The organism is Candidatus Darwinibacter acetoxidans (assembly GCF_041936445.1).
GTDB lineage: Bacteria > Bacillota > Limnochordia > Darwinibacteriales > Darwinibacteriaceae > DTU010.
Map to the genome: position 1 here is coordinate 1 of NZ_JBHGXH010000248.1, position 21,517 is coordinate 21,517.

General features: G+C 60.1%; 16 protein-coding genes, 1 tRNA gene and 1 riboswitch. Of the genes, 3 read left to right on the top strand and 14 right to left on the bottom strand.

Going from position 1 to position 21,517, the window contains the following annotated elements; all coding sequences use genetic code 11:
• Nucleotides 1-219 precede the first annotated feature (219 nt).
• The 4 genes from ACE4YL_RS09535 to scfA all read right to left on the bottom strand — a co-directional run bounded on the left by ACE4YL_RS09535 (nucleotide 220) and on the right by scfA (nucleotide 6,471).
• Complete coding sequence (locus tag ACE4YL_RS09535) at nucleotides 220-2,247, bottom strand: carboxypeptidase regulatory-like domain-containing protein (protein WP_461369572.1); 2,028 nt, start codon at nucleotides 2,245-2,247, stop codon at nucleotides 220-222.
• Between the two features lie 19 nt (nucleotides 2,248-2,266).
• Entirely contained in the window at nucleotides 2,267-4,741 is a 2,475-nt protein-coding gene (locus ACE4YL_RS09540; RefSeq protein WP_461369573.1) for an ATPase, T2SS/T4P/T4SS family, read from the bottom strand.
• 40 nt (nucleotides 4,742-4,781) lie between these two features.
• Nucleotides 4,782-4,865: riboswitch (cyclic di-GMP riboswitch) on the bottom strand.
• Nucleotides 4,866-4,896: 31 nt separating this feature from the next.
• A complete protein-coding gene (gene scfB / locus ACE4YL_RS09545; protein WP_461360026.1) occupies nucleotides 4,897-6,252 on the bottom strand; it encodes a thioether cross-link-forming SCIFF peptide maturase in 1,356 nt (451 codons plus the stop codon).
• Nucleotides 6,253-6,330: 78 nt separating this feature from the next.
• The gene (scfA, locus tag ACE4YL_RS09550; RefSeq protein WP_461358434.1) at nucleotides 6,331-6,471 is read right to left on the bottom strand and encodes a six-cysteine ranthipeptide SCIFF; all 141 of its coding nucleotides are present in this window, start codon (nucleotides 6,469-6,471) and stop codon (nucleotides 6,331-6,333) included.
• 145 nt (nucleotides 6,472-6,616) lie between these two features.
• Between scfA and ACE4YL_RS09555 the strand changes: the two genes are divergently transcribed.
• Nucleotides 6,617-8,665 carry a methyl-accepting chemotaxis protein gene (locus ACE4YL_RS09555; protein ID WP_461365531.1) on the top strand — a complete coding sequence of 683 codons (2,049 nt, stop codon included), beginning with the start codon at nucleotides 6,617-6,619 and terminating at the stop codon, nucleotides 8,663-8,665.
• A gap of 73 nt (nucleotides 8,666-8,738) precedes the next feature.
• Here ACE4YL_RS09555 and ACE4YL_RS09560 read toward each other — a convergent pair whose 3' ends face one another.
• The 8 genes from ACE4YL_RS09560 to polA form a co-directional block, all read right to left on the bottom strand.
• The gene (locus tag ACE4YL_RS09560; protein WP_461365532.1) at nucleotides 8,739-9,761 is read right to left on the bottom strand and encodes an ABC transporter ATP-binding protein; all 1,023 of its coding nucleotides are present in this window, start codon (nucleotides 9,759-9,761) and stop codon (nucleotides 8,739-8,741) included.
• Nucleotides 9,762-10,772, bottom strand: a complete 1,011-nt coding sequence (locus tag ACE4YL_RS09565; protein WP_461358431.1) for an ABC transporter ATP-binding protein — start codon at nucleotides 10,770-10,772, stop codon at nucleotides 9,762-9,764.
• Nucleotides 10,773-10,911: 139 nt separating this feature from the next.
• Nucleotides 10,912-11,946 (bottom strand): nicotinate phosphoribosyltransferase, encoded by a 1,035-nt coding sequence (locus ACE4YL_RS09570; protein ID WP_461358430.1) that lies wholly within the window; start codon nucleotides 11,944-11,946, stop codon nucleotides 10,912-10,914.
• Nucleotides 11,947-11,961: 15 nt separating this feature from the next.
• The gene (locus tag ACE4YL_RS09575) at nucleotides 11,962-12,528 is read right to left on the bottom strand and encodes a lytic transglycosylase domain-containing protein (RefSeq protein ID WP_461360024.1); all 567 of its coding nucleotides are present in this window, start codon (nucleotides 12,526-12,528) and stop codon (nucleotides 11,962-11,964) included.
• Nucleotides 12,525-12,899, bottom strand: a complete 375-nt coding sequence (locus ACE4YL_RS09580; protein WP_461358428.1) for a methylglyoxal synthase — start codon at nucleotides 12,897-12,899, stop codon at nucleotides 12,525-12,527. Before ACE4YL_RS09580 ends, ACE4YL_RS09575 begins: the two co-directional genes overlap by 4 nt.
• On the bottom strand, nucleotides 12,874-13,476 hold the full coding sequence (gene coaE / locus ACE4YL_RS09585) for a dephospho-CoA kinase (RefSeq protein WP_461358427.1): 603 nt from the start codon (nucleotides 13,474-13,476) through the stop codon (nucleotides 12,874-12,876). Before coaE ends, ACE4YL_RS09580 begins: the two co-directional genes overlap by 26 nt.
• Nucleotides 13,473-14,306, bottom strand: coding sequence for a DNA-formamidopyrimidine glycosylase (gene mutM, locus ACE4YL_RS09590; RefSeq protein ID WP_461358426.1), 834 nt, complete (start codon nucleotides 14,304-14,306; stop codon nucleotides 13,473-13,475). The genes coaE and mutM overlap by 4 nt, the downstream gene beginning before the upstream one ends.
• A gap of 3 nt (nucleotides 14,307-14,309) precedes the next feature.
• Nucleotides 14,310-16,892, bottom strand: coding sequence for a DNA polymerase I (gene polA, locus ACE4YL_RS09595; RefSeq protein ID WP_461358425.1), 2,583 nt, complete (start codon nucleotides 16,890-16,892; stop codon nucleotides 14,310-14,312).
• A gap of 169 nt (nucleotides 16,893-17,061) precedes the next feature.
• Between polA and ACE4YL_RS09600 the strand changes: the two genes are divergently transcribed.
• Nucleotides 17,062-18,225, top strand: coding sequence for an S-layer homology domain-containing protein (locus ACE4YL_RS09600; protein WP_461365527.1), 1,164 nt, complete (start codon nucleotides 17,062-17,064; stop codon nucleotides 18,223-18,225).
• Between the two features lie 76 nt (nucleotides 18,226-18,301).
• Here ACE4YL_RS09600 and ACE4YL_RS09605 read toward each other — a convergent pair whose 3' ends face one another.
• Entirely contained in the window at nucleotides 18,302-20,551 is a 2,250-nt protein-coding gene (locus ACE4YL_RS09605) for a vitamin B12-dependent ribonucleotide reductase (RefSeq protein ID WP_461357733.1), read from the bottom strand.
• A 144-nt stretch (nucleotides 20,552-20,695) separates the two neighbouring features.
• Nucleotides 20,696-21,109: a Fur family transcriptional regulator gene (locus ACE4YL_RS09610; RefSeq protein WP_461357732.1), complete on the bottom strand. Its 414-nt coding sequence runs from the start codon at nucleotides 21,107-21,109 to the stop codon at nucleotides 20,696-20,698.
• 150 nt (nucleotides 21,110-21,259) lie between these two features.
• Between ACE4YL_RS09610 and ACE4YL_RS09615 the strand changes: the two genes are divergently transcribed.
• A tRNA-Leu gene (locus ACE4YL_RS09615) sits at nucleotides 21,260-21,345 on the top strand.
• Nucleotides 21,346-21,517 lie beyond the last annotated feature (172 nt).

The following is a 21,517-nucleotide window of genomic DNA, read 5'->3' on the forward strand; positions in this document are numbered from 1 at the left end:
TGTTCCAAGGCACCCCCTCGGCTTCCTCCAGACCCCACTGTTGCCAGTGGCGCCCTTGCCTGCTGGTTACCTTCCCGCTGGTTGGGCGGTAGGGTTTCTCTCAACCCATCGGCTCGGTAGACATGCCGGGCGCACCGCGAAGAGAGCCCCGAGTGGGGCTCTCTTCATACCCTATGAAGCGTTCCAATCTGCTCAGGTGTGCGGTTGACCACAGAGCGCTTAATCGCCCGACCCGTAGGTGCCGCTGAAATTCACGTACAGATCCTCGCCCGTGATTCCCCTGGACGCAGGATCGAACACCCAACCGGGCTTTTGAGGCACGATCATTACCTTACCCGCCAGACCATCGACTTCCCACTCCCCTTCGCTGTTGGTCACAACCTTGAAGGGGGAACGACTACTGTCAATAAACGTGATTCGTACTTCTACCCCTGGCACCGGGTTTGCTGTGTCTGTGATCCATATCTTACCTGCTGCCTTGTAGCTCTGCAGATCTGGCCTACCGTAGAAATGGAGACCAGCGGTTGAATCACTGACAGAATGGACCTGCTCGAACACATACCCGGTCTTCTCGGCGCGGATAGTGTTCGTTCGCTTCAGACCGTTCAGTTTGTACGCGCCGCTGGAATCCGTAGTGGTAGTCCACGTTTCTCCTTTGTCATTCACAGCCGTCACCAGCACTCCAGCTAGCTGACTGCCATCATCATCGAACACTCTACCTGAGACTGTATAGCCTTCGAGGGTTCCCAAAAAGTCAAGGTTGCTTGTACCGGCTGAGACTGTCTTTTCGGTAAATGTGTGACCGGATTTTGTTAGTTTTATCATCACTGTGCCTTGCAAGCCCTCTAAGGTGTAGTGGCCATCCAGGTCTGTCCAGGTTTCAGCCACAACGTTGGTGCCGTTGTCATTCTCCGACTCTGTACCGCCGTTGTCGTCTCCGCTTGAGCCGTTCCCGTTTGCTGGCCGTAGAGCCTGCACTTGCACTTCAGGAATGGGGTCACCGTATTCGTCAACCACACGGCCACTCACAGTGTAAGTCGGTACCGTCTGATCGAGAAGCTTGAAAACGGGAGAATCGTCGGGGCCAGTCACCTCCACGAACTCAGGATCAAACGCTACATCGTCCTTAACAGGCACTAGCGTCACCGCACCCTCCAAACCAGCTAGGGTGAACTGGCCGCTGGAATCTGAGAAAGTATACTTGGCGGGTACTTCCTCAACAACGATCTTCACGCTGCCAACGCCCTTCCCGTCCTTATCGATTACCTTACCGCTGATCATGTAGGTGCCCTTGAGCTCGATATCAGTCATGTTCGATTCGACGTCTACGGGATATGCGTCGAACGCGTAACCTGCTTTGCTGGCCTTAATGACGCCGATGCCTCTCACGCCGACGAGCGTGAACTTACCTTCAGAGTCAGTCGTCGCTTCGACCCTGACGTCGTTTCCTTCAAATACAACTGTGACGTTCGCTACCGGATGGTTGTCTCCCGCGGTTACCGTTCCACTCACTGTATACGTCGGTTCCGTAGGTTCGGTGAGATCGCGACCTTCGAAGATGATGGCACGGCCTGCCCACGAACTGTCAATGCTGACTGCCGGTGTGAACTGCCAGCCTGTCTTGAGAACTTCGATCTCCACGGGGCCTTCCAGCCCTTTAAGAGTATAACCCATCTTTCCATCCGATGTCGTTACGATATCATACGTTATGCCGTTCCTTTTCACGTAGATGGTTGCTCCGGGGATAGCTTCTCCGTTTACGTCTTTGACAACCACTGTGACCTCATAGGTGCCTCTGACCTCAACGCTCGTAGGCCCACTGACCTCAGGTCCGTCCTCGAATGCAAAGCCGGCTGTGGATACCTCAATACTGTATGTTGTCGTCAAACCGGACACGGAGAAATAGCCCTGGGCATTGGTGGTCGCCGTGAACTCTGGCAGGACGGCACCATCGGCCATGAACGTGACTTCAGCACCCTCCACCGGTTCACCACTTTCGGTTAGGACGTAACCGTCAACCTTGTAGCTGCCGAAGAAGCGAAGGCCCGTCGTTTCGCCCTGTACATAGTGACCTTTTTGGGGCTCAAAGTCCCAGCCCTCCTTGGCAGCTGTCACCCAGCCAGGGCCTGACAGATCCGACAGCTGGAAGTTGCCCTGCGCGGTTGTTACTGTCGATCTTGTTAGGCCATGGTCACCCTCAAAGGTTACCTCAACCGCTCCTATTCCTTCATCTTCTCTTCCCGCCAACACTACCTTCCCAATGACCCTAAGGTCTCGCGAGTCCCCTGAAGGTAAGGCCGTGAGTTTCTTTGGATACCCGATGGATCTGGCTGAAGGTAAACCCAGGCAGGGAAGCAGTCACGGTGTACTCACCGCTCAATCCAGACAGGGAGAACTGGCCGTCCTCGTCGGATTGAGCGTCGATCTCAAGTCCGGTGGGATTACCACTCTCGTCCAGCAGCTCGAAAGTGATCAGAGCACCTGAAAGCCCCTTGTAGCTTTCTTGGTCTATCACTCTACCACTGACGCTGTAGGTTGTGCCTGTTCCAGAGAACAGCAACTCCCTGGGGCCCGTGACGGTGTAGCCTTCCCCGGCGAAGGCAAATCCGGGTTTCGACGCCTGCACCTGGACGGTGCCTGTAAAGCCAGACTCCGAGAAGAAACCGTACTCGTTCGTCAGTATCTGTCTGATAGTCTCGCCGTCCTGCACAAATGTGATTACCGCGTACGGTATCGGATTGCCGGTTCCCGTTTCCTCTACCCGACCGCTGATGGTGTAGCCTTGCTCGCAGCCGAGGAACAAGATCTCGGTATCTTGGTCTGTCCAATCCACGGTGATCTGGGGTGGATCGAACTCCCAACCTTGGCGTTCCGCCCGTACCGTCACCTCACCGGTGAGATTCTGCAGCGCAAAGAAGCCATTCTCGGTGGTAGCTGAAGCGACAATCTTATCGCCTCTCCGGGCGGTAACAGTTACTCCGTCCACACCGCTCAGGCTATCCGCGCGTAGTACCCGACCATTGATCGTGTAAGTTTCTGCTTGGCCCACGAATGAGAGTTGCGTTGGCCCTTCAACTGTCTCCGTCGGTGGCGTGAAGGTATAGCCGGGCTTCTTAACAGTGACGTCGACGGTGCCGCTCAGGCCAGACTGGGAGAACTCGCCGCGTTCATCGGACTGAGCATAAAGCTTCCGGCCGCTGCCATCCTGGAACGCAAACTCGAGCGTAGCACCTTGAATTGGTTCTCCCTCGGTGCTCTGCACAATACCACTGACAGTGTATCCCGCTTGGCTGCCGATGAAGACAACGGAAGCAGCTCTGTCTACTTCAGCCTGCGTTGGGTTGAATACCCACCCTTCTTTGGCCACCTGAATCGTCACGGCTCCGACCAGGTCGTTGAAGGTCCAGGTACCGTCATTGGTCGTCTGCGCTGTCCTGATGATTGTGCCGCCTTTCCAGACGGTAATGTTCGCCCCTTCAATGCCTGCACCGTTCGTACGTTTTGCCTCGACTGTCACGCTATATTTGCTGGGACTCAAGTTGAACACCAGGTGGTTCTGTTCCCGCGTGGCTTTCTTCGCCGCGGGGTCGTAACCATCCTTAGTGACGCTCACGTCAACAGGGCCACTCAACCCCGTTTGGCTGAAGCGACCGCTGCTGTCGGTCAAGGTTTCCAGTGTTACTTGGCCATCGCCTTCACCCCACTGGAACGTAACCACAGCCTTTTCTACGCCGCGCTCACCATCCAGGACCTCACCGGTCACTGTGTAAATCTCCCCTTCACCAGTGAACAGAAGCTCCGTAGCAGCGTTTACAGTGCGTTTCTGCGGTTTGAACGTAAATGAGGGTTTCGAGATGCTTACCTCCACTTCGCCGCTGAGACCTGACTGGGCAAAGTAGCCATCTCGGTTGGAGAGCACCCGCACCACGATCTTTTCCCCGTAGACAGTGGGCAGGGAGGAAACCCTCAGATCCACATCCTGGCCCGCCAGGTGGAGCTGGAAGCGCCCGTCCTGGGGCTTGCGCCGTTCGGTGATATCCAGCCCGGCCATGATCTTGATGCGGGAGTTCACATCATTTTGCAGATGCCTGGGGATCTCCATCATGTCCCGCAAAAGCCCGTCGATGCGGTAGCGCACCTTCATCCTGGCCTCGTGGGGCTCCAAGTGGATGTCGCTGGCCTTCTGGGCCAGGGCCTGCTCCAAGATGAGGTTCACCAGGCGCACCCCCGGGGCATCCCCCAGGTATTCCTGGGCCGGTTCTTCCTTTTCCGCCTCCTGATCTTGGTAATCCTCAAAGAGCTCCTTGGCGCTGAGGGCAATATCCCTGGTCCTCTGGTAGGCTTCCAGAATCTCCTCTTCCGTGGCCACCAGGGGCTGGATGATCCGCCCCGTGAGGCGCTGCAGATCGTCGATCACGTTGATATCCAAAGGATCGGCCATGGCCACAAGCAAGATCCCATCCTGGACATCCACGGGCAGCACATGCCTGGTGGTGATCACCTGGGAAGGGATCAGATCCACAATCTCCGGCGAAAGATAGCGCCGGGCCAGATCCACCCGCTCGATCATGAGATGCTGGCTGAGGGCATCGGCCACCTGGCCGGCGGTGACGAAATTTAACTTGACCAGGCTCTGCCCCAGCCGCGCCCCGGTGCGCCGCTGGTCTTCCAAGGCGGCAGCCAGTTGCTGTTCGTTAATTAGGCCCTGCTCCTGCAGGATATCACCTAGGCGCTTGCGCATCTTTCCAACCCCTTTTTACGCAAAAAAACCGGCGGATACCCAAGCATCCAGCCGGTTGCACTACTCAATCCGAACAAGCCAAGTGCCCAGATACGGCTTGTCCCTCCTCGCTTCTGGAAGAACACTCATATACCTCTACTTTACTGCAGCCCCTGTTAAAAATGGGCTTGGATGTAGAAAGAGCATTCCAATCGTTTTTTCGCTAATTTGCAGGAGAATTCGTCAACACCTAGGAAATCTCCTGCATACTCCCGGTTACTTTTTTTGCATCCTCCGCTGCAAAAATACTTGGCCCAGCAGGACTTACAGACCGGGCTGTTGAGGACATGGGCGTCCTTGAACTTCAGGGGCAGCTCCTGGTTGGTGATGCCCCGCCAAACATCGCCCAAAAGGAAATCCTTCAGGCCCACAAACTGGTGGCAGGGGTACAGCTCCCCTGTGGGCGTGACCGCCAGATACTCGTAGCCTGCCCCGCAGCCGGTAAGTCTCTTATACAGGCAGGGCCCCTTCAAAAGCTCTACGTTGAAGTGGAAGAAGTTAAAGGGCCGGCCCGCCCGGCGGCGCTTAAGGTATAGCTCGGCCAGGCGCTCATACTCTGCATAGATCCGGGGCAGGTGCTCCTCCCGCAAAGCCCAGGGCTGGTCTTCACTTGTAACCACAGGCTCCATGGAGATCTCCCCAAAGCCCAGATCGGCTAGGTGGGCCACATCGTCCGCGAAATCCAGGTTGTGGGCGGTGAAGGTGCCCCGCACGTAGTAGCTCTTACCCCCCCTGCCCTCAAGCAGCCTTTGGTATTTGGGCACCACCAGCTCATAGACGGAGCCCCGGCCGCTTGGGGTAGCCCGCATTAGGTCGTTTACTTCCTTACGCCCATCTAGGCTCAGCACCACGTTATACATGTGTTCATTGATGTACTCCGCAATGGCCGGGGTGAGCCCCAGGCCGTTGGTGGTGATGGTGAAGCGGAACGTTTTCCCCCGCCGCGCCGCCTGGGCCTGGGCATACTCCACGGTGCGCTCCACCACCCCCCAGTTGAGGAGGGGTTCGCCCCCGAAAAAGTCGATCTCCACCTGGCGGCGGTGCCCGGAGGCTTCCAGGAGGAAGTCCACCGCGGCCTTGGCCACATCCCAGGGCATCAGCTCCCGCTCCCCCTGGAAATTCCCGGTGGAGGCAAAGCAATAACCGCAGCGCAGATTGCAGTCGTGGGCCACGTTCAAGCAGAGGGCCTTCACCACGGAAGCGGGCCGCGGCGGAACCTCGGTGAGATCCGGGCTGAAAAGAAGCCCCTGATCAATCAGTTCCAAAACCTCGCTGCCCACCTCTTGGTAGCGGGGATGCCCCTGCAAAAAGGCCGCCAGGTCTTCCCTGGTTGTGATCCCGGCGCTTCCTTGAATAAGCTCAACCAGCTCCAGGGCCAGCTCGTCCAGAACATGCACCGCTGCGGAGTTGCCGTCCACCGCGAAATGCAGACCGCCCTGGCTGTAAATATGTACACAGGTCTTATCCAGCAAAAAATCCACTCCTAGAAACATGGTCTGTTATAAGGGAAAAGCAACCCCCATTCGCTGCAGAAGGTTGCTTTGTGTGTGCTACCGCTCGCAAGCCTGGTTGCCCACAGTGCACGAGGTTTTGCAGGCCGACTGGCACGAGGTCTGGCATTCCCCGCAGCCCCCATCCACGAGAGTGCTTTGCAGGGCTGTGCTGCTCAGTGTTTTGATGTGCTTTTTCATCCTACCGCCTCCTTGCCTTGCTCTACCCGCATTTTACCACAAACTACCCCCATCGGTAAAGGGCACTATTTTTTCCGCCCCGGGGCAGGATTATGGGCATTATAGGCTGAACTAAAGTATACCAAAATGGTGAAGGAGTGACCCCATGACCAGCCGCGGCAGAGAAACGGAAAAGAAAACCAAGGTAAGGAGAACATTTAACCTGCGCTTGCGGGCGCGGTTGATCCTGGCCTTTGCCCTCATTGCCCTTATCCCTCTCACCCTGCTCACGGTCGTGGTTATCGAGCAGACCCAAAGCACGGTGACATCCATGGTCAATGCCACCCTCACCGACCAGGCCAACCGCATCGCGGCTTCCATCGCCAGCTCCATCCAGCAGCTCACCTATGACCTGCAGAATCTGGCGGTAAACCCCTCCATCGAGCAGCTGGCGGTGATCCGGCCCACCAGCATCCTCCGGGATTTGGGCCTGGAAGGCAAGACGGTGGAGGAGATGGAAGAGATGATGGCTGAAACCAGGAACCTGGAGGGCAACAGCCGCACCCAGGCCTTCCTGGAAAGCACCGTCGCGGAATACCAGCGCTTCTCCCAGCTCATCGTGGTGAACATGGACGGCATGGTGCTGGCGGCCACAGAGCGCCCGGACCGCTTCATCCACCTGGATGAGCACTGGTTCCAGGCCGCCATCGAGCAGGAAGTGTATATCAGCGACTTTCAGCAGCTCCCCGATAAAGACGAAGCGGGGCTGGTGATGTCCACGGTGATCTACCGCTCTTCGTCTTTGGCCACCGGAGCCGCTCGGCCCGCGGGGGCAGTGCGGGGGCTTGTACCCATGAGCTTTTTCAGCGACACCATGGTGCCCATCCTCGCGGACATCGCCGGCGGAGAGCTGCAGCTTTTGAGCTCCGGCCAGGTGGTGCTGGACATTAAGAACACTGACCAGGGCCCCGCGGTGGAGATCTTCCTGGCGGGCCAGCGCCCCCCGGCCATCAGCCTGGCTGATGCCGAATCCCGGGCCGCGGGCCTGACCAGCGGCGGCGAAGAGGCCCTCACCGCTGCGGCCAGGGTGGAGCTGGGTGAAAACAGCTCCTTCGGCCACAGCTGGGAGATCCGCATTGCCCAGCCCACCCGCTACGCGCTCAGCCTGGTGCACAGACTCAACACCTTGGGTTATGTGGGCATTGTGGTCACGGGACTTGTGGTGGTAATTGTGGCCTTCATCCTGGCCCGGGGCATTTCCCTGCCCCTGGTTCAGCTCACCGCCCACGCCAGAGATGTGGCCCAGGGCCGCCTGCGCCAGTACAAACCGAAGAAGCTGCGCCGGGATGAAACAGGCGAGCTGACCACCGCTTTCAACGAGATGACCGCCCAGCTGGCCCGGCTCTTGCACCGGGTGCGCAGCGCCAGCGAGGCCCTGGCCACCTCCAGCCAGGAGATCAGCGCCGGCATGGAGGAGATGGCCGCGGGCGCCCAGACCCAGAGCGAAGATGTGCAAAGCGGCACCAGGCGCATCGAGGAGATGAACGAAGCCATGGCCGCCATGGAGCAGCGGGCCAAAGAGGCGGTGGTCCTCTCCCAGAACGCCACGGAAGCCGCCGCCCAAGGGGAAATTCAGGCCGGCGAAGCGGTGGAAGGCATGAACACCATCAAGCAGTCGGTGGAAAGCCTGACCAAGCAGACCCAAGAGATCGGCAAGATCCTGGCCCTGATCAGGGACATCGCCGAGCAGACCAACCTCTTGGCCTTGAACGCAGCCATTGAGGCCGCCCGCGCCGGCGAGCAGGGACGCAGCTTCGCGGTGGTGGCCCAGGAGGTTGGCGATCTGGCCATCCGCTCCCAAAAGGCCACGGAAGAAATTGAGCAAGCCCTGAAGCGCATCCAAAAGGATACCGCCCGCTCCCTGGAGAGCGTGGAAAAGGGCCAACAGGAAGTGCACGAGGTGCGCTCCGCCCTGCAGAACATCACCCAGGCGGCCAAGGAAACGGAGGCGCTGGTGCAGCAGATCGCCGGGGAGAGCCTGGCCCAAGCAGCCCGCACCCGGGAGGCGGTGGCCCTGTTCCTCTCCATCGGAGAGATCACCGAGCAGACCGCGGCGGGCACCGAAGAGACCTCCGCAGCCGCCCAGAACCTGGCGGAGCTGGCCCAGCAGCTTCAAGAGATCATCGCCAGCTTCCAGGAGCAGCCTGAAAACTAAAGAACATCTTAGCAGAAAAGTCCTCCCCAGCTCAGCCCGGGGAGGACTTCTTCTTTCTTTGGATTCAGCTTGCTTAGGCGCCCTTTTCTTCCGCGGCGGGCACCAGGTGGCAGGCCACGAAGTGGCCGTTCCCAGAATCCACGAACTCGGGCTCTTCCACCTTGCAGATGTCCATAACCTTGGGGCACCTGGTGTGGAAGCGGCAGCCCTTGGGCGGATTGATGGGGCTGGGCACATCGCCCTTGAGCAGGATCCGCTCCTTCTTGATGGTGGGATCCGCCTCGGGGATGGCGGAAAGCAGTGCCTGGGTGTAAGGGTGTTTGGGGTTGCGGTAGAGCTCGTTTTTGTCGGTGAGCTCCACGATCTTGCCCAGGTACATCACGGCCACCCGGTCGGAAATGTGCTTCACCACAGCCAAGTCGTGGGCGATGAAGATGTAGGTGAGATCGAATTCCTTCTGCAGATCCTGGAGCAGGTTGATCACCTGGGCCTGGATGGAAACGTCCAGGGCCGATACGGGTTCATCGCAGATGATCAGCCTTGGCCGCACCGCCAAAGCCCGGGCGATCCCGATCCTCTGCCGCTGTCCCCCGGAAAATTCATGGGGGAAGCGCCGGGCATGGAAGGCACTGAGGCCCACAACCTCCAGAAGTTCCCTAACCCTCTTCTCCCTTTCGGCACCCCTGGCCAGTTTGTGGATGTGCAGGGGCTCACCGATAATGTCGCCAACGGTCATGCGGGGGTTCAGCGAACCGTAGGGGTCCTGGAAGATGATCTGCATTTCCTTGCGCAGCTCCCGCATTTCATCCTTGGGCAGCTGGGGAATATTTTTCCCGTCGAAGATGATATCACCGGAGGTGGGCTCAATCAGGCGCAGGATCAAACGGCCTGTGGTGGTCTTCCCGCAGCCGCTTTCCCCCACCAGACCCAGGGTTTCACCCTTGCGCACGGTAAAGCTGATGTCATCCACCGCCTGTACCGCACCCACCTGCTTGGAGAAGATGATGCCCTGGCGGATGGGGAAATGCTTCACCAAATTGCGCACCTCAAGGAGCACTTCGTTCTGCCCGACCGGCGCAGTTTGTTGCCTGGTCATCTAGCCCACCTCCCTTTGATCGATGGCAGCATGTTCATCGTAATCCACAAGCTTCCAGCAGGCTACCCGATGGCCGTTGCCCAGATCAAAGGAGGGCGGCATTTGCCGCTCGCAGAGCTCCCGGGAAAAGGCACAGCGGGGATGGAAACCGCAGCCCGTGGGGAAGTTCCCAGGTGTAGGCACGGTGCCTGGAATGGCCTGCAGCCTGGAGCCGTCGCTGTCCAGGCGGGGGATGGAGGCTAAAAGACCTATGGTGTAGGGATGCTTGGGATTTTTAAAGATGGTGTAGGTATCCGCTGATTCCACAATTCTACCTGTATACATCACCACGACCTTTTCCACCAGTTCGGCGATGACGCCCAGGTCGTGGGTGATCATCATAATGGCCGTACCCAGCTCCCGGCGGAGTTCCCGCATGAGATCGAGGATCTGGGCCTGGATGGTCACGTCCAGGGCGGTGGTGGGTTCATCGGCAATGAGCAGCTTGGGGTTGCAGGAGAGGGCCATGGCGATCATCACCCTCTGGCGCATACCGCCGCTCATCTGGTGGGGATAGTCGTCCACCCGCTGCTCCGGCGAGGGGATACCCACCAGGCGCAGCATCTCAATGGCCTTCTCCCGGGCCTCCGTTTTGCCGACACCCTGGTGGAGCATGATCGCTTCCATGATCTGGTTACCCACCGTGAACACGGGGTTGAGCGAAGTCATGGGCTCCTGGAAAATCATGGAGATCTCGTTGCCCCGGATATGGCGCATCTCCGCCTCGGAAAGCTTGAGGAGGTCTCGGCCCTCGAACTCAATCACGCCGCCTTCGATCTTCCCCGGCGGCTGGGGGATCAGGCCCATGATGGTCAGGGAGGTGACGCTTTTACCGCAGCCCGATTCACCCACAATGCCCAGCGTGCCTCCGCGCTCCAGCTCAAAGGTGACGCCATCAACGGCGGGTACTACCCCATCATCTGTATAGAAATAGGTTTTCAGATCCCTAACTGACAGAAGTATATCCGACATAACACCCTCCCTTTCTATCCTCCCGCCTTCCCGGGCGGGACAGATCGGGTCTTGCCCACAATACCTTACAGTGATTCGCCACCACCAGCGGATTTCCTGCAAAACAGGGTTGGAAAGTTCCGGCCCCTGTGCCGGGGCTTTAAAGCACGCGCTTGAGGCGGGGACTGGGGACCAGGCCCGGGATGCGCCCCCGCTTGCTGGTGGCCTGTCCGTCCACGATCTTAAGGTCCATGGTCATGTCGATCGCGGCGGCGCTGGAGATGTAGCTCCCCACCCCGAAGGCATCGGCCCCCGCGGCGGAAAGCAGTTTGATCCTTTCCGGATCCAGGCCTCCGGAAACGAAGATCTTGATGTTGTGGAAGCCCGCGAGATCCAACCTCGCCCGCAGCTCCTCAATGAGGCCCGGGGTCACTCCCCCCCGCTCGCTGGGGGTATCCAGGCGCACAGATTCCAGCCCCGCCTCCGGGCAGGCGGCCAAACGCAGGCTTTCTTCCACCTCGTCCTTGAAGGTATCCACCAGCATGGAGCGGGCATGTCCCGGGGGCATGAACTTGTGGTAGGCCTTGGCCGCTTCCAGGGTATCCCCCACGATCAAAAACAGGGCATGGGGCACCGTGCCAGAAGGCTCCAGCCCCGCGAGCTTCGCCCCCAGGATGCAGGAAGCGCCATCCGCGCCCCCCACAACGGCCGCCCTTTCCATCACCGGGGCCACCGCGGGGTGCACATGGCGGGCACCGAAGCACAAAACGGGCTTGCCCCCCGCCGCCTCCTTGGCGGTGCGGGCCGCGGTGGCCCAGCCGCTGGAGCTGGCTAAGATGCCCAAGATCGCGGTTTCGTAGATGCCGAAGCGGCTGTAAGGTCCGTGGATGCGCATCACCACTTCCTTAGCCGCGAAGGACTCCCCCTCTTCCAGGCTCCACACTTCGAGGCCTAAACCCTCCAGGAGCACCTTCACCTCCGGCAGGCCCGCAAACACCCCCGGGCGCCGGCCGAAGATCTCCGCGACCACCTGGGCATCGTCCCGGCCCAGTTGGTGGAGGATCTCTTTCGTTTTCACGAAGTAGATGTCGGTTGTCAGCCCCTCTTTGATCTCCTCATGGGTGGCGGAAAAGAGCCTGCTTCCTTCCACCTTGAGGTCTGCCACCTGCTGCACGGTTTCAATCTGCTTGACCATCCTACCTGGCTCCTCTCAATGCTCCAACTCCTGCATTCCTTCGGGGTAGATATAGCGGTAAAGGCGCCGCATCATCAACACTTTACGCACATACGACCTGGTTTCGGCAAAGGGTATGCGGTGGGAATTCTCATAGGAACCGTCCCAGATGCCCTCCTCCAGCCAGCGGGCCACGTTGGCCGGGCCGCCGTTGTAGGCCGCCAGGGCCAGCTCCTCGCTGGCGAAGCGGTCCAGGAGGTAGCGCAGGTAATAGGTTCCCAGGTGAATATTAACCTCCGGGTCTAGAAGATCCTCCCGGTCCACCTGCTCCCCCAGCCGGGCCCCCACCCACTGGGCCGTTTCCGGCATAATCTGCATCAAGCCCACCGCGCCTTTCTTGGAGACCACCTGGGGGCTGAAGCCGCTTTCCACCTGGATCACCGCGGCGATGAGGGCCCAGTCCACCCCGTGGTCCTTTTCCGCGGCACTGATCTGCTGGGAATAATTAACGGGAAATAAGTCCTGAAGAATCTGGGGCAGAAAAACTAGCCCCGCGACGGCCACGCCGAAAAGCAGCAGAGCGAGCAAGCGCACCGGCTTCATCCCCTGCCTTCCTGCACCAGGTGCAGCACCAGCTCCGCCGTGGCCTCGTTGGTGGCCAGGGGGGTGTTGTGCACATCGCACACCCGCAAAAGCGCGGTAATGTCAGGCTCGTGGGGCTGGGCCGTTAAGGGATCCCGCAGGAAGATCACGGCATCCACTTCGCCGCTGGCCACCAGGGCCCCGATCTGCTGGTCGCCCCCCAGGGGACCCGACTGCACCCGCCGCACCGCCAGGCCCGTGGCCTCCTGGATGAGGCGGCCTGTGGTGCCTGTGGCCACCAGCTCATGCCCCTGCAGAACTGCCAGATGGCGCCTGACAAACTCGATCATGTCCTTCTTTTTCTGATCATGGGCGATTAAAGCGATCCTCACGCTGCAGCTCCTCCCAGAGAGCATCCACCTGCTCCCATGTTTTCTCCAGCGGCCCGTTGTTGTCAATCACCCGGTCCGCCCGGCTCACCTTGACATCCAAGGGCAGCTGGCTTTCGATCATCCGCTCCGCCTGCTCCCGGCTGAGGGAGCTGCGGGCCAAAAGGCGTTCCAGCTGCACCTCGGGGCGCACATAGACCACCCAGACCTCATCCATCAGCCCCTCCCAGCCCACCTCAAAAAGGAGGGGGACCTCCGCCACAACCAACCGGCCCTGGGCCTTGGCCTGGGCAGCCCTGGCCAGCAGCATCCTGAGCACTTCCGGGTGGATGAAGCTTTCCAAAAGCTTTCTTTTCTGGGCGTCGCTAAAAACGATCTCCCCCAGCAGGCGCCGGTCGATGGTCTGATCCTCCTGGATCACCTGGGGAAAGGCCTCCTTTACCTGAGCCCAGGCCGGGGCGCCGGGCTCCACCGCCTCCCGGGCCAGACGGTCCGCATCTAAAACCACCGCCCCTAGGAAAGCTAGGCGCCGGGCCACCGCCGATTTTCCGCTGGCGATTCCTCCCGTGAGGCCGATCATGGCTGTTCCCTCTGGCAGGCCGGGCAGAAATGGCTTGTCCTGCCCGCGACCTTCTTGTGGGCTAGGTTCACCCCGCAGCGGGGGCAGGCCTCCCCCTTTTTCCCGTAGATCTGCAGGCGGTTCTGGAAAGCACCCTCCTGGCCGAACCCGGTGCGGTAATCCCGGAAGGTGGTTCCCTGGTGGGCAATGGCCTCCTCCAGAACTTCCCTGATGGCCCGGTGCAGCCTGTGGCACTCCGCTTCCGTGAGGGAAGCGCTGCTGCGTTCGGGATGGATTCCAGCGGCAAAGAGGCTTTCATCCGCGTAGATGTTGCCCAGGCCCGCGATCTTGGTTTGATCCAGAAGCAGGGCCTTGATCTTGGCCTGCCGCCCCCGGCAGAGCTCCCAGAGCAGCTCCGCGGTGAACTCCGGGGAAATGGGTTCCACCCCTAAACTGTGCAGGCCCTTGATGGAGGCGTAGTCACCTTTGGGCACCAGATCCAGTGTACCAAATTTGCGCACATCCTCAAAGCGCAGTTCGTCCCCGGAGTGGAAGCTGAACACCGCGGAGGTGTGCTTGGCCCGGGGGATGGTGGAACTGGAATAGTAGATCAAACGGCCGGTCATGCGCAGATGGGCCACCAGCTCCCACTCACCCACACTGAAGATCAGGTATTTCCCCCGCCTGTGCAGATCCTCAAAGCTCGCCCCCGTGAGCAGCCCCTGAAATTCCGCGATGCTTCTGTTTTGCACAATCCGCTCGGTTAAGACCTCCACCTTGCTGATGGGTCTGCCCAGCACCACCGGGAGGAGGCTGCGCCGTACTGTTTCCACTTCAGGTAGTTCAGGCATGGCTTACTCCTTCAAGGTAAAGCGCTTTACATCGCGCCAGTTTTTTCCGTAGTACACATCCACAACCAGGGGCACCGCCAGCTCCCAGACTCCCTCCATCTCCCGCTTGAGCAGGGCTGCCGCAGCTTCCAGCTCCCCTGCGGGTACCTCCAGGACCAGCTCGTCATGGACCTGGAGCAGCAGCTTGCTCCGGAGCCCCTCCCGCTTCAGGGCGGCATGGACCTTGAGCATGGCCAGCTTGATGATGTCCGCCGCGCTGCCCTGGATAGGGGAGTTCATGGCGGTGCGGGCCGCGAAGCTGCGCAGGGCGAAGTTGCGGCTCTTCAGGTTAGGCAGGTAGCGCCTGCGGCCGAAGAGGGTCTTCACGTAACCTTCTTTTTTACCCTGCTCCACCGCTCCGTCCAAGAACGCCTTCACCCCCGGGTAGCGGAGGAAATAGGAGTCGATGTAGGCCTGGGCCTGGGCCCTGCTCAAATTGATGCCCTTGGCCAGGCCGAAGCTGCTGATCCCGTAGACGATGCCGAAGTTGATGGCCTTGGCGGCGCTGCGCTGCTCCTCGGTGACCTGATCCTGGGGCACACCAAAGACCTCCGAGGCGGTCTGCACATGGATGTCCGCCCCGCTGCGGAAGGCCTCCTGCAGGGCCGCATCGCCGGAGAGATGGGCTAAAAGCCGCAGCTCGATCTGGGAGTAGTCCGCGCTCATCAGGTAAAAACCCTCCGGCGCCACGAAGGCCTCCCGGATGCGCCGGCCCTCCTCGGTGCGCACCGGGATGTTCTGCAGATTGGGATGGGTGCTGCTGAGCCGCCCCGTGGCGGTCACCGTCTGGTTGAAGGTGGTGTGCAGCCTCCCGGTTTCAGGTGAAATGAGCTCGCCTAGAGCGTCGGCGTAGGTGGATTTGAGCTTAGCCACCTGCCGGTATTCCAGCACGTAAGCCACAATGGGATGGTCGCTCAGCTCTTCCAAGACCTCCGCGCTGGTGGAGGGGCCCGTTTTCGTGCGCTTGAGCACCGGCAGGCCCAGCTTCTCAAAGAGGATCGTCCCCAGCTGCTTGGGGGAGTTAATATTGAACTCCTCCCCCGCCTCGGCGTAGATGAGCTCGGTGAGCCGATCTAAGCTTTCCTGCAGGTCCTCGGAGATGGTTTTCAGCTTGGCCCGGTCCACCAGGATACCCTGGGCTTCCATCTCCGCGAGCACCTTGGCTAAAGGCAGCTCGATTTCCCGGTACAAAAACCAGAGGCCCTGGTCCTTCAGGCGCTGCTCCGCCAGGGGCGCCGCCTCCTTAAGCAGGTGCAGCAGCCCCACCTGGTACTCCAGGCTCTGCGGATCTAGGCTGGGGGCCGGGAGCTTAAAATAGTGGGCGGCGGAGCCCAGATCCCAGCGCTTTTCCGGATCCAAGCAGTACAGGGCCAGCTCCAGATCGAAGGCCGGCTGCACCGGACCCTGGGGGCCCAAAAGGTGCAGGATGTCCTTGCCCCCCAAGGCGAAGATCTCCCGCTCCTTGAGGAGGGGTAAAAGGCTTTCCAGGCGGTCTTGGAGGAGATCCTTCTCAACAGCCCAGAGGCCCTCCGGGAGCAGCACCAAAAGGAGCCTGCGCTCTGGGGCGTAGTTCAGGTAAATTCTCTCCGCGGCCTCAAGCTGCCCCTTAAACTTCCCCCAGCTTGCTTCCTGGACCTGGGTGAAGCTGAGATCCCAGCTCTCCGCCTGCACCTGGGGGGCCTGGGGCCCTGGACCCTTAGGCAGCCGGGCCAGGAGGCTTTTAAAATCCAGCTCCTGGAACATTTCCCGCACCGCGGCTTCATCCATGGTGGTTTCCCGGCCCAGCTCGATCGCGATGGGCGCTGCGCAGCGGATGGTGGCCAGCTCCCGGCTGAAAAAGGCCTGGTCCTTGAACTCCCTGAGCCTTTCCTGGAGCTTACCCTTGATCTCATCCAGGTGGGCGTAGATGCCCTCCAGGGAGCTGTAGCTCTCCAGGAGCCGGCGGGCGGTCTTCTCCCCCACCCCCGGCACCCCGGGGATGTTGTCGGAGCTGTCCCCCATCAGGCCCTTTAAGTCCACCACCTGTTCAGGTGTTAAGCCGTAGTTGGCCCGCAGGGCCTTCTCATCCACCGTTTCCGTTTCGGTGATGCCCCTTTTGGTGAAAAGCACCCTGGTTTGCGGGGAGATGAGCTGAAAGGCATCCCGATCGCCGGTGACAATGTAAACTTCATAGCCCGCCTGCTCCCCCTGCTTGGCGGCGGTGCCGATGAGATCATCCGCCTCCCAGCCGGCCAGCTCCAGGCGGGGGATCCCCATCTTATCCAGCAGCGCCTTCATCAAGGGAATCTGGGAGCGGAGCTCTTCAGGCATGGGTTTGCGGTGGGCTTTGTACTCCCCGAACCGTTCGTGGCGGAAGGTGGGCCCCGAAAGATCAAAGGCCACCAGAATCTGGTCAGGCTGGTAATCTTCCATGAGGCGCAGCAGCATCATGGTCAGCCCGTACACCGCGTTCGTAGGTTCGCCCCGGCGGCTGGTTAAGGGCGGTAGGGCGTAAAATGCCCGGTTGATCAGGCTATTGCCATCTAGGAGAAACAGACTTTTTGCCAACGCAGATCCCCCATTTCTTCCTTGTCTATTCCACGCCAGGCTGTAAAAACCTGCCGTAGTTGGGGAAAGGCGCCGCCGCTGCCCGCATTTACATAAAGGGCTTCCCTTGCCAGCGAAGAAGTGTGGGGTGTAAGCTAGACATCAGTTGATCAAGAAAAGGGGTGCCTAGATGCGACCTGCAAAACTGACTGCCTTCATCGTCTTTATCCTGCTCTGCACCATGACCAGCGCCGCGGCCCTGGCTGCGTTCGCCGATATCCAAGGGATCTGGGCGGAAGGCGCCATCACCGCCCTGGAGGAAAAGGGGCTCTTCGCGGGGCTCTGGGAGGAGGAGTTCGCTCCCTCCAGCAGCCTCAGCCACGCCGAGGCCCTACAGCTTCTGGCGGGGGGCTTCGATCTCCCGGAGGAAGGGAAAGAGGAACTGGCCCAGTGGCTGAACCAGCTCCTGGTGGCCCATCCCGAAGGGGTTACCCGGGGCGAGTTCGCGGCCCTCTTGGGAAACCTCTTGGGGCTCGGTGAGCACACCGAGGTGCCCAAGGGCTTTTATCCTTCCTTTTCCGATGTGAACCTGGATTACCCGGGCTTTTTAGGGATCGAGCTCCTGCAGCGGCTGGCCCTGCTGCCCACCCACATGGTGGGCCGCTTCGAACCCTACCGCCTGATCACCAGGGCAGAAGCCGCCTACATCCTGGACCAAGCCCTGCGGCTGACGCAGGTCAGCGGCGCGGTGGAGGAGGTCCAGGGGGATGGCCGCCAGATCGTACTCAAACCTGAGGAAGAAGCAGCAGAGGGCATCGCCTTGACGCTCCTGGCGGAAACCCTCTACCTTTCCCCCGGCAGCCTGGTCAAGGATGCCGTAAGCAAAGGGGAAAAACTGAGCCCCGGCCAGCACGTGGTCATCCTGGCCAGGGACAGCCAAGCGCTTCTAGTCCGCCTGGAGGAAAACGCCAGACTGCAGGCCCTCCTGCAGGGGCTGAATAAAGCCACCCAGACGCTCGCGGAGATCCTCACCCCCGCCCAGATCAATGCCCTGATCACCGGCGATTGGGAGCAGCTGGGTGAAGAGGTGCGCTACGAGCTCTACCAGGAACTGGTGGACAGGGGCGTGGCCCCGTGGGAAGCGGAGGCCGCCATCAACCAGGACTGGAGCAGTCTCCAGCTCATGCTGCGGGAAAGGCTTACCCTGGAGACCGCGGAATACCTGGCGGTGGCCCCTGAGCTGATCAGCGCGGCCCTGGATCAGAACTGGTCCAAGGTGCTGGAATACGCCCAGGTGGAACTGGCGCAGCGCCTGCTCACCAGCGAATGGCTGCAGAACATCATGGATAACTAACCCTAGGTAGAAAGGATCTCCTCCTTCCGCCAGTGTATGGGCGGAGGGAGGAGATTATGCTCTTTAGGGAGAGGCCTTAGCTGCAGCGGCTGAAGCCGCACTCCAGGCAGGTGGCGCAGCCGCTTTCCTGGACCATGGTCCCGCTGCACTCGGGGCAGATCTCCCCGGCTAGAACCTGGCCTGAGGGGTTCGGCCCTTGGGGGTTTTCCTGGGCGGGTGCGGGATTAGCTGAGTTCACCACGCCCTTTTTGCCGCCGTTTACACCGTTATTCTTGATGTGCTCCTCCAGGACCTGGGCGATGGCATCGGGACAGGAAAGGACCTGGGTGCCATCCTGCCAGATGGGATGGGGGCAGCGGATGCCCTTAAGCTGCTTCACCACCTGCGTGGGCTCCACTCCGGAACGGAGGGCCAAAGAGGCGAGCCTGGCGGTGGCTTCGGAAAAGGCTCCGGCACAGCCGCCCGCTTTACCGATGGTGGTGAACACTTCGCAGATGCCCTGATCATCTGAGTTGATGGTCACATAGAGCGTGCCGCAGCCGGTTTTGATGCGGATGGTCTCTCCCCGGGTCACCCGCGGCCGCCTGCGGGGTGCGGGCCTGGCTGGTGCCCCGGAGGTTTTTTCCTCCCCATCCTCCTTTTGATGGCCCACGGTGAGCACTTCCCCTTCCCGGGAGCCGGCGCGGTACACCGTAACGCCCTTGCAGCCCAGCTCATAGGCGAGCTCGTAGACCTTCCGGATGTCATCCTTGGTGGCTTCCCGGGGGAAGTTCACCGTCTTGCTTACGGCGTTATCCGTGTATTCCTGGAAGGCGGCCTGCATGCGGATGTGCCACTCCGGTGACACATCGTAGGCGGTGACCAAAACCCGCTTCAGATCCTCCGGGAACTCTTCCAGATGCTTGACGCTCCCCGTTTGGGCCACCTGCGCGATGAGCTCTTGGGAATAGAGGCCCCGCTCCTTTAAGATCAGCTCGAACATGGGGTTAACTTCGATCAAGCGGTCGTTATCCAGCACGTTGCGGGTAAAGGCCAAGGCAAACAGGGGCTCAATCCCGCTGGAACAGCCGGCGATGATGGAGATGGTGCCCGTGGGGGCAATGGTGGTCACCGTGGCATTGCGCATGGGCCTGCCGGTGGCCTCATAGACGCTGCCTGGGTAGTTGGGGAACGATCCCCGCTCCTCCGCGAGCTTGGAGGAGGCTTCGTGCCCCGTGGTCTGGATGAACTTCATGATCTGGCGCCCCAGCTCCACACCTTCTTCGCTGTTATAGGGCACGCCCAGGCGGATCAGCAGATCAGCAAAGCCCATGACCCCCAGGCCGATCTTGCGGTTGGCAAAGGTCATCTTCTTGATTTCCTCCAGGGGATAGCGGTTCACATCGATCACGTTGTCCAAAAAGCGCACCGCGATCTCCACCACTTCCCCAAGGCGGTCCCAGTCGATGGTCCAGGCATCCCCTTCCCGCTTGACCATCTTGGCCAGGTTGATGGAGCCCAGATTGCAGCTCTCATTGGGCAGTAGGGGCTGCTCGCCGCAGGGATTGGTGGCTTCGATCACCCCCACATGGGGCGTGGGATTGAAGCGGTTGATCCGGTCCAGGAAGATGATCCCCGGCTCCCCGTTCCGCCAGGCCATTTCCACGATCAGCTCAAACACTTCCCTGGCCTGCAGCTCGCCCACGGCCTCTTTGGTCCGGGGGTTGATCAGCGGATAGGTTGCGTCCGCGAACACCGCTTCCATGAACTCCTCGGTGATGGCCACGGAGATGTTGAAGTTGGTGATCTCATTGGGATCGGCCTTGCACTGGATGAACTTGAGGATGTCCGGGTGATCCACCCGCAAAATGCCCATGTTGGCGCCCCGGCGGGTGCCCCCCTGCTTGATGGCATCGGTGGCCGCGTTGTAGCAGCGCATGAAGGAAACGGGCCCGCTGGCCACCCCGCCTGTGGTGCTCACCACATCAAAACTTGGACGCAGGCGCGAAAAACTAAAGCCTGTCCCGCCTCCGGATTTCTGGATCAGTGCGGTATTCTTCAGGGTTTCAAAGATGCCCTCCATGGAATCTTCGATGGGCAGGACAAAGCAGGCCGACAGCTGCTGCAGCTCCCTGCCGGCGTTCATCAAGGTGGGGCTGTTGGGGAGGAACTCCAGGTTGTCCATGATCTGGAAGAAGCGCTCTTCCCAAATGGGATCCTCCTCCAGCTGGGCGATGTTTTTCGCCACCCTGCGGAGCATGTCTTCCGGTGTCTCCACCACCTCACTGCCAACCTTGGATAAGTAGCGGCGTTCCAGTACGATTCGGGCGTTTTCTGAGACTTGCACCTGCATCTTCCTTCCTGTGGATTTCTACCAGAGATAGTTATGATTGCGGGATAATTATACTACATATTGTACATGAAGTAAATGGCAGGCCAAAAAAAATCTGAGCACCCGGCGCTGCCGCGGTACTCAGAAAACAGGCAGAAGCTAGTTGGCTCGGCCCATGGAGTTGTTGTTGGCGCAGTCGGGACAGAGCCCGTAAAACTCCAGGCGGTGGGAGGTCACTTCATAGCCCCGCTCCGCCACCTTCTCCTCCAGCCCTTCCACAACGGGCATATCCAGATCCTCGATCAGGCCGCACTCCTCGCAGACAAAGTGGTAGTGCAGCTCCTTGTTGGCATCAAAGCGCGAATGGGTGGCGCCAAAGGCCAGCTCCTGGATCTCTCCGTGCTCGCTCAAGGTCTTTAGATTGCGGTATATGGTACCCAGACTCACGTGGGGCATCTCCTTGCGCACTTCCTGGTAGACCCAATCGGCGGTGGGATGGCATTTAGTGCCCCGCAGGACCTCCAGGATAACCTCCCGCTGTCTGGTGCGTCGGACAAAACCTTTGGGTTTCACAGTAACTCCTCCAGGTAATAATTATCATGATCAGTTCTTAGCTAATTTTACCCCACCACCCTGGGCCGCGTCAAGACAACTGGGGGTGGAAAAAGTGGTTGCAAAAATGGCCCGGGCGTGTTACCATGATCATGTCAGCGGCATAAGCAGGCCGAAGTGGTGGAATTGGCAGACACGCACGACTCAAAATCGTGTGGGCTAGTCCCATGAGGGTTCGACTCCCTCCTTCGGCACCAGCCCAGACAATGGAAACCCCAGGAGGACTGGGGTTTTTTCGCGGTGCGCCCGGCATGTCTACCGAGCCGATGGGTTGAGAGAAACCCTACCGCCCAACCAGCGGGAAGGTAACCAGCAGGCAAGGGCGCCACTGGCAACAGTGGGGTCTGGAGGAAGCCGAGGGGGTGCCTT

What these genes read in the sequence shown, in the direction of transcription:
- ACE4YL_RS09540 (WP_461369573.1), bottom strand. Translation starts at nt 4,741, where the DNA reads ATGCGCAAGCGCCTAGGTGATATCCTGCAGGAGCAGGGCCTAATTAAC.
- scfA (WP_461358434.1), bottom strand. Translation starts at nt 6,471, where the DNA reads ATGAAAAAGCACATCAAAACACTGAGCAGCACAGCCCTGCAAAGCACT.
- ACE4YL_RS09555 (WP_461365531.1), top strand. Translation starts at nt 6,617, where the DNA reads ATGACCAGCCGCGGCAGAGAAACGGAAAAGAAAACCAAGGTAAGGAGA.
- ACE4YL_RS09560 (WP_461365532.1), bottom strand. Translation starts at nt 9,761, where the DNA reads ATGACCAGGCAACAAACTGCGCCGGTCGGGCAGAACGAAGTGCTCCTT.
- ACE4YL_RS09565 (WP_461358431.1), bottom strand. Translation starts at nt 10,772, where the DNA reads ATGTCGGATATACTTCTGTCAGTTAGGGATCTGAAAACCTATTTCTAT.
- ACE4YL_RS09570 (WP_461358430.1), bottom strand. Translation starts at nt 11,946, where the DNA reads ATGGTCAAGCAGATTGAAACCGTGCAGCAGGTGGCAGACCTCAAGGTG.
- ACE4YL_RS09575 (WP_461360024.1), bottom strand. Translation starts at nt 12,528, where the DNA reads ATGAAGCCGGTGCGCTTGCTCGCTCTGCTGCTTTTCGGCGTGGCCGTC.
- coaE (WP_461358427.1), bottom strand. Translation starts at nt 13,476, where the DNA reads ATGATCGGCCTCACGGGAGGAATCGCCAGCGGAAAATCGGCGGTGGCC.
- mutM (WP_461358426.1), bottom strand. Translation starts at nt 14,306, where the DNA reads ATGCCTGAACTACCTGAAGTGGAAACAGTACGGCGCAGCCTCCTCCCG.
- ACE4YL_RS09600 (WP_461365527.1), top strand. Translation starts at nt 17,062, where the DNA reads ATGCGACCTGCAAAACTGACTGCCTTCATCGTCTTTATCCTGCTCTGC.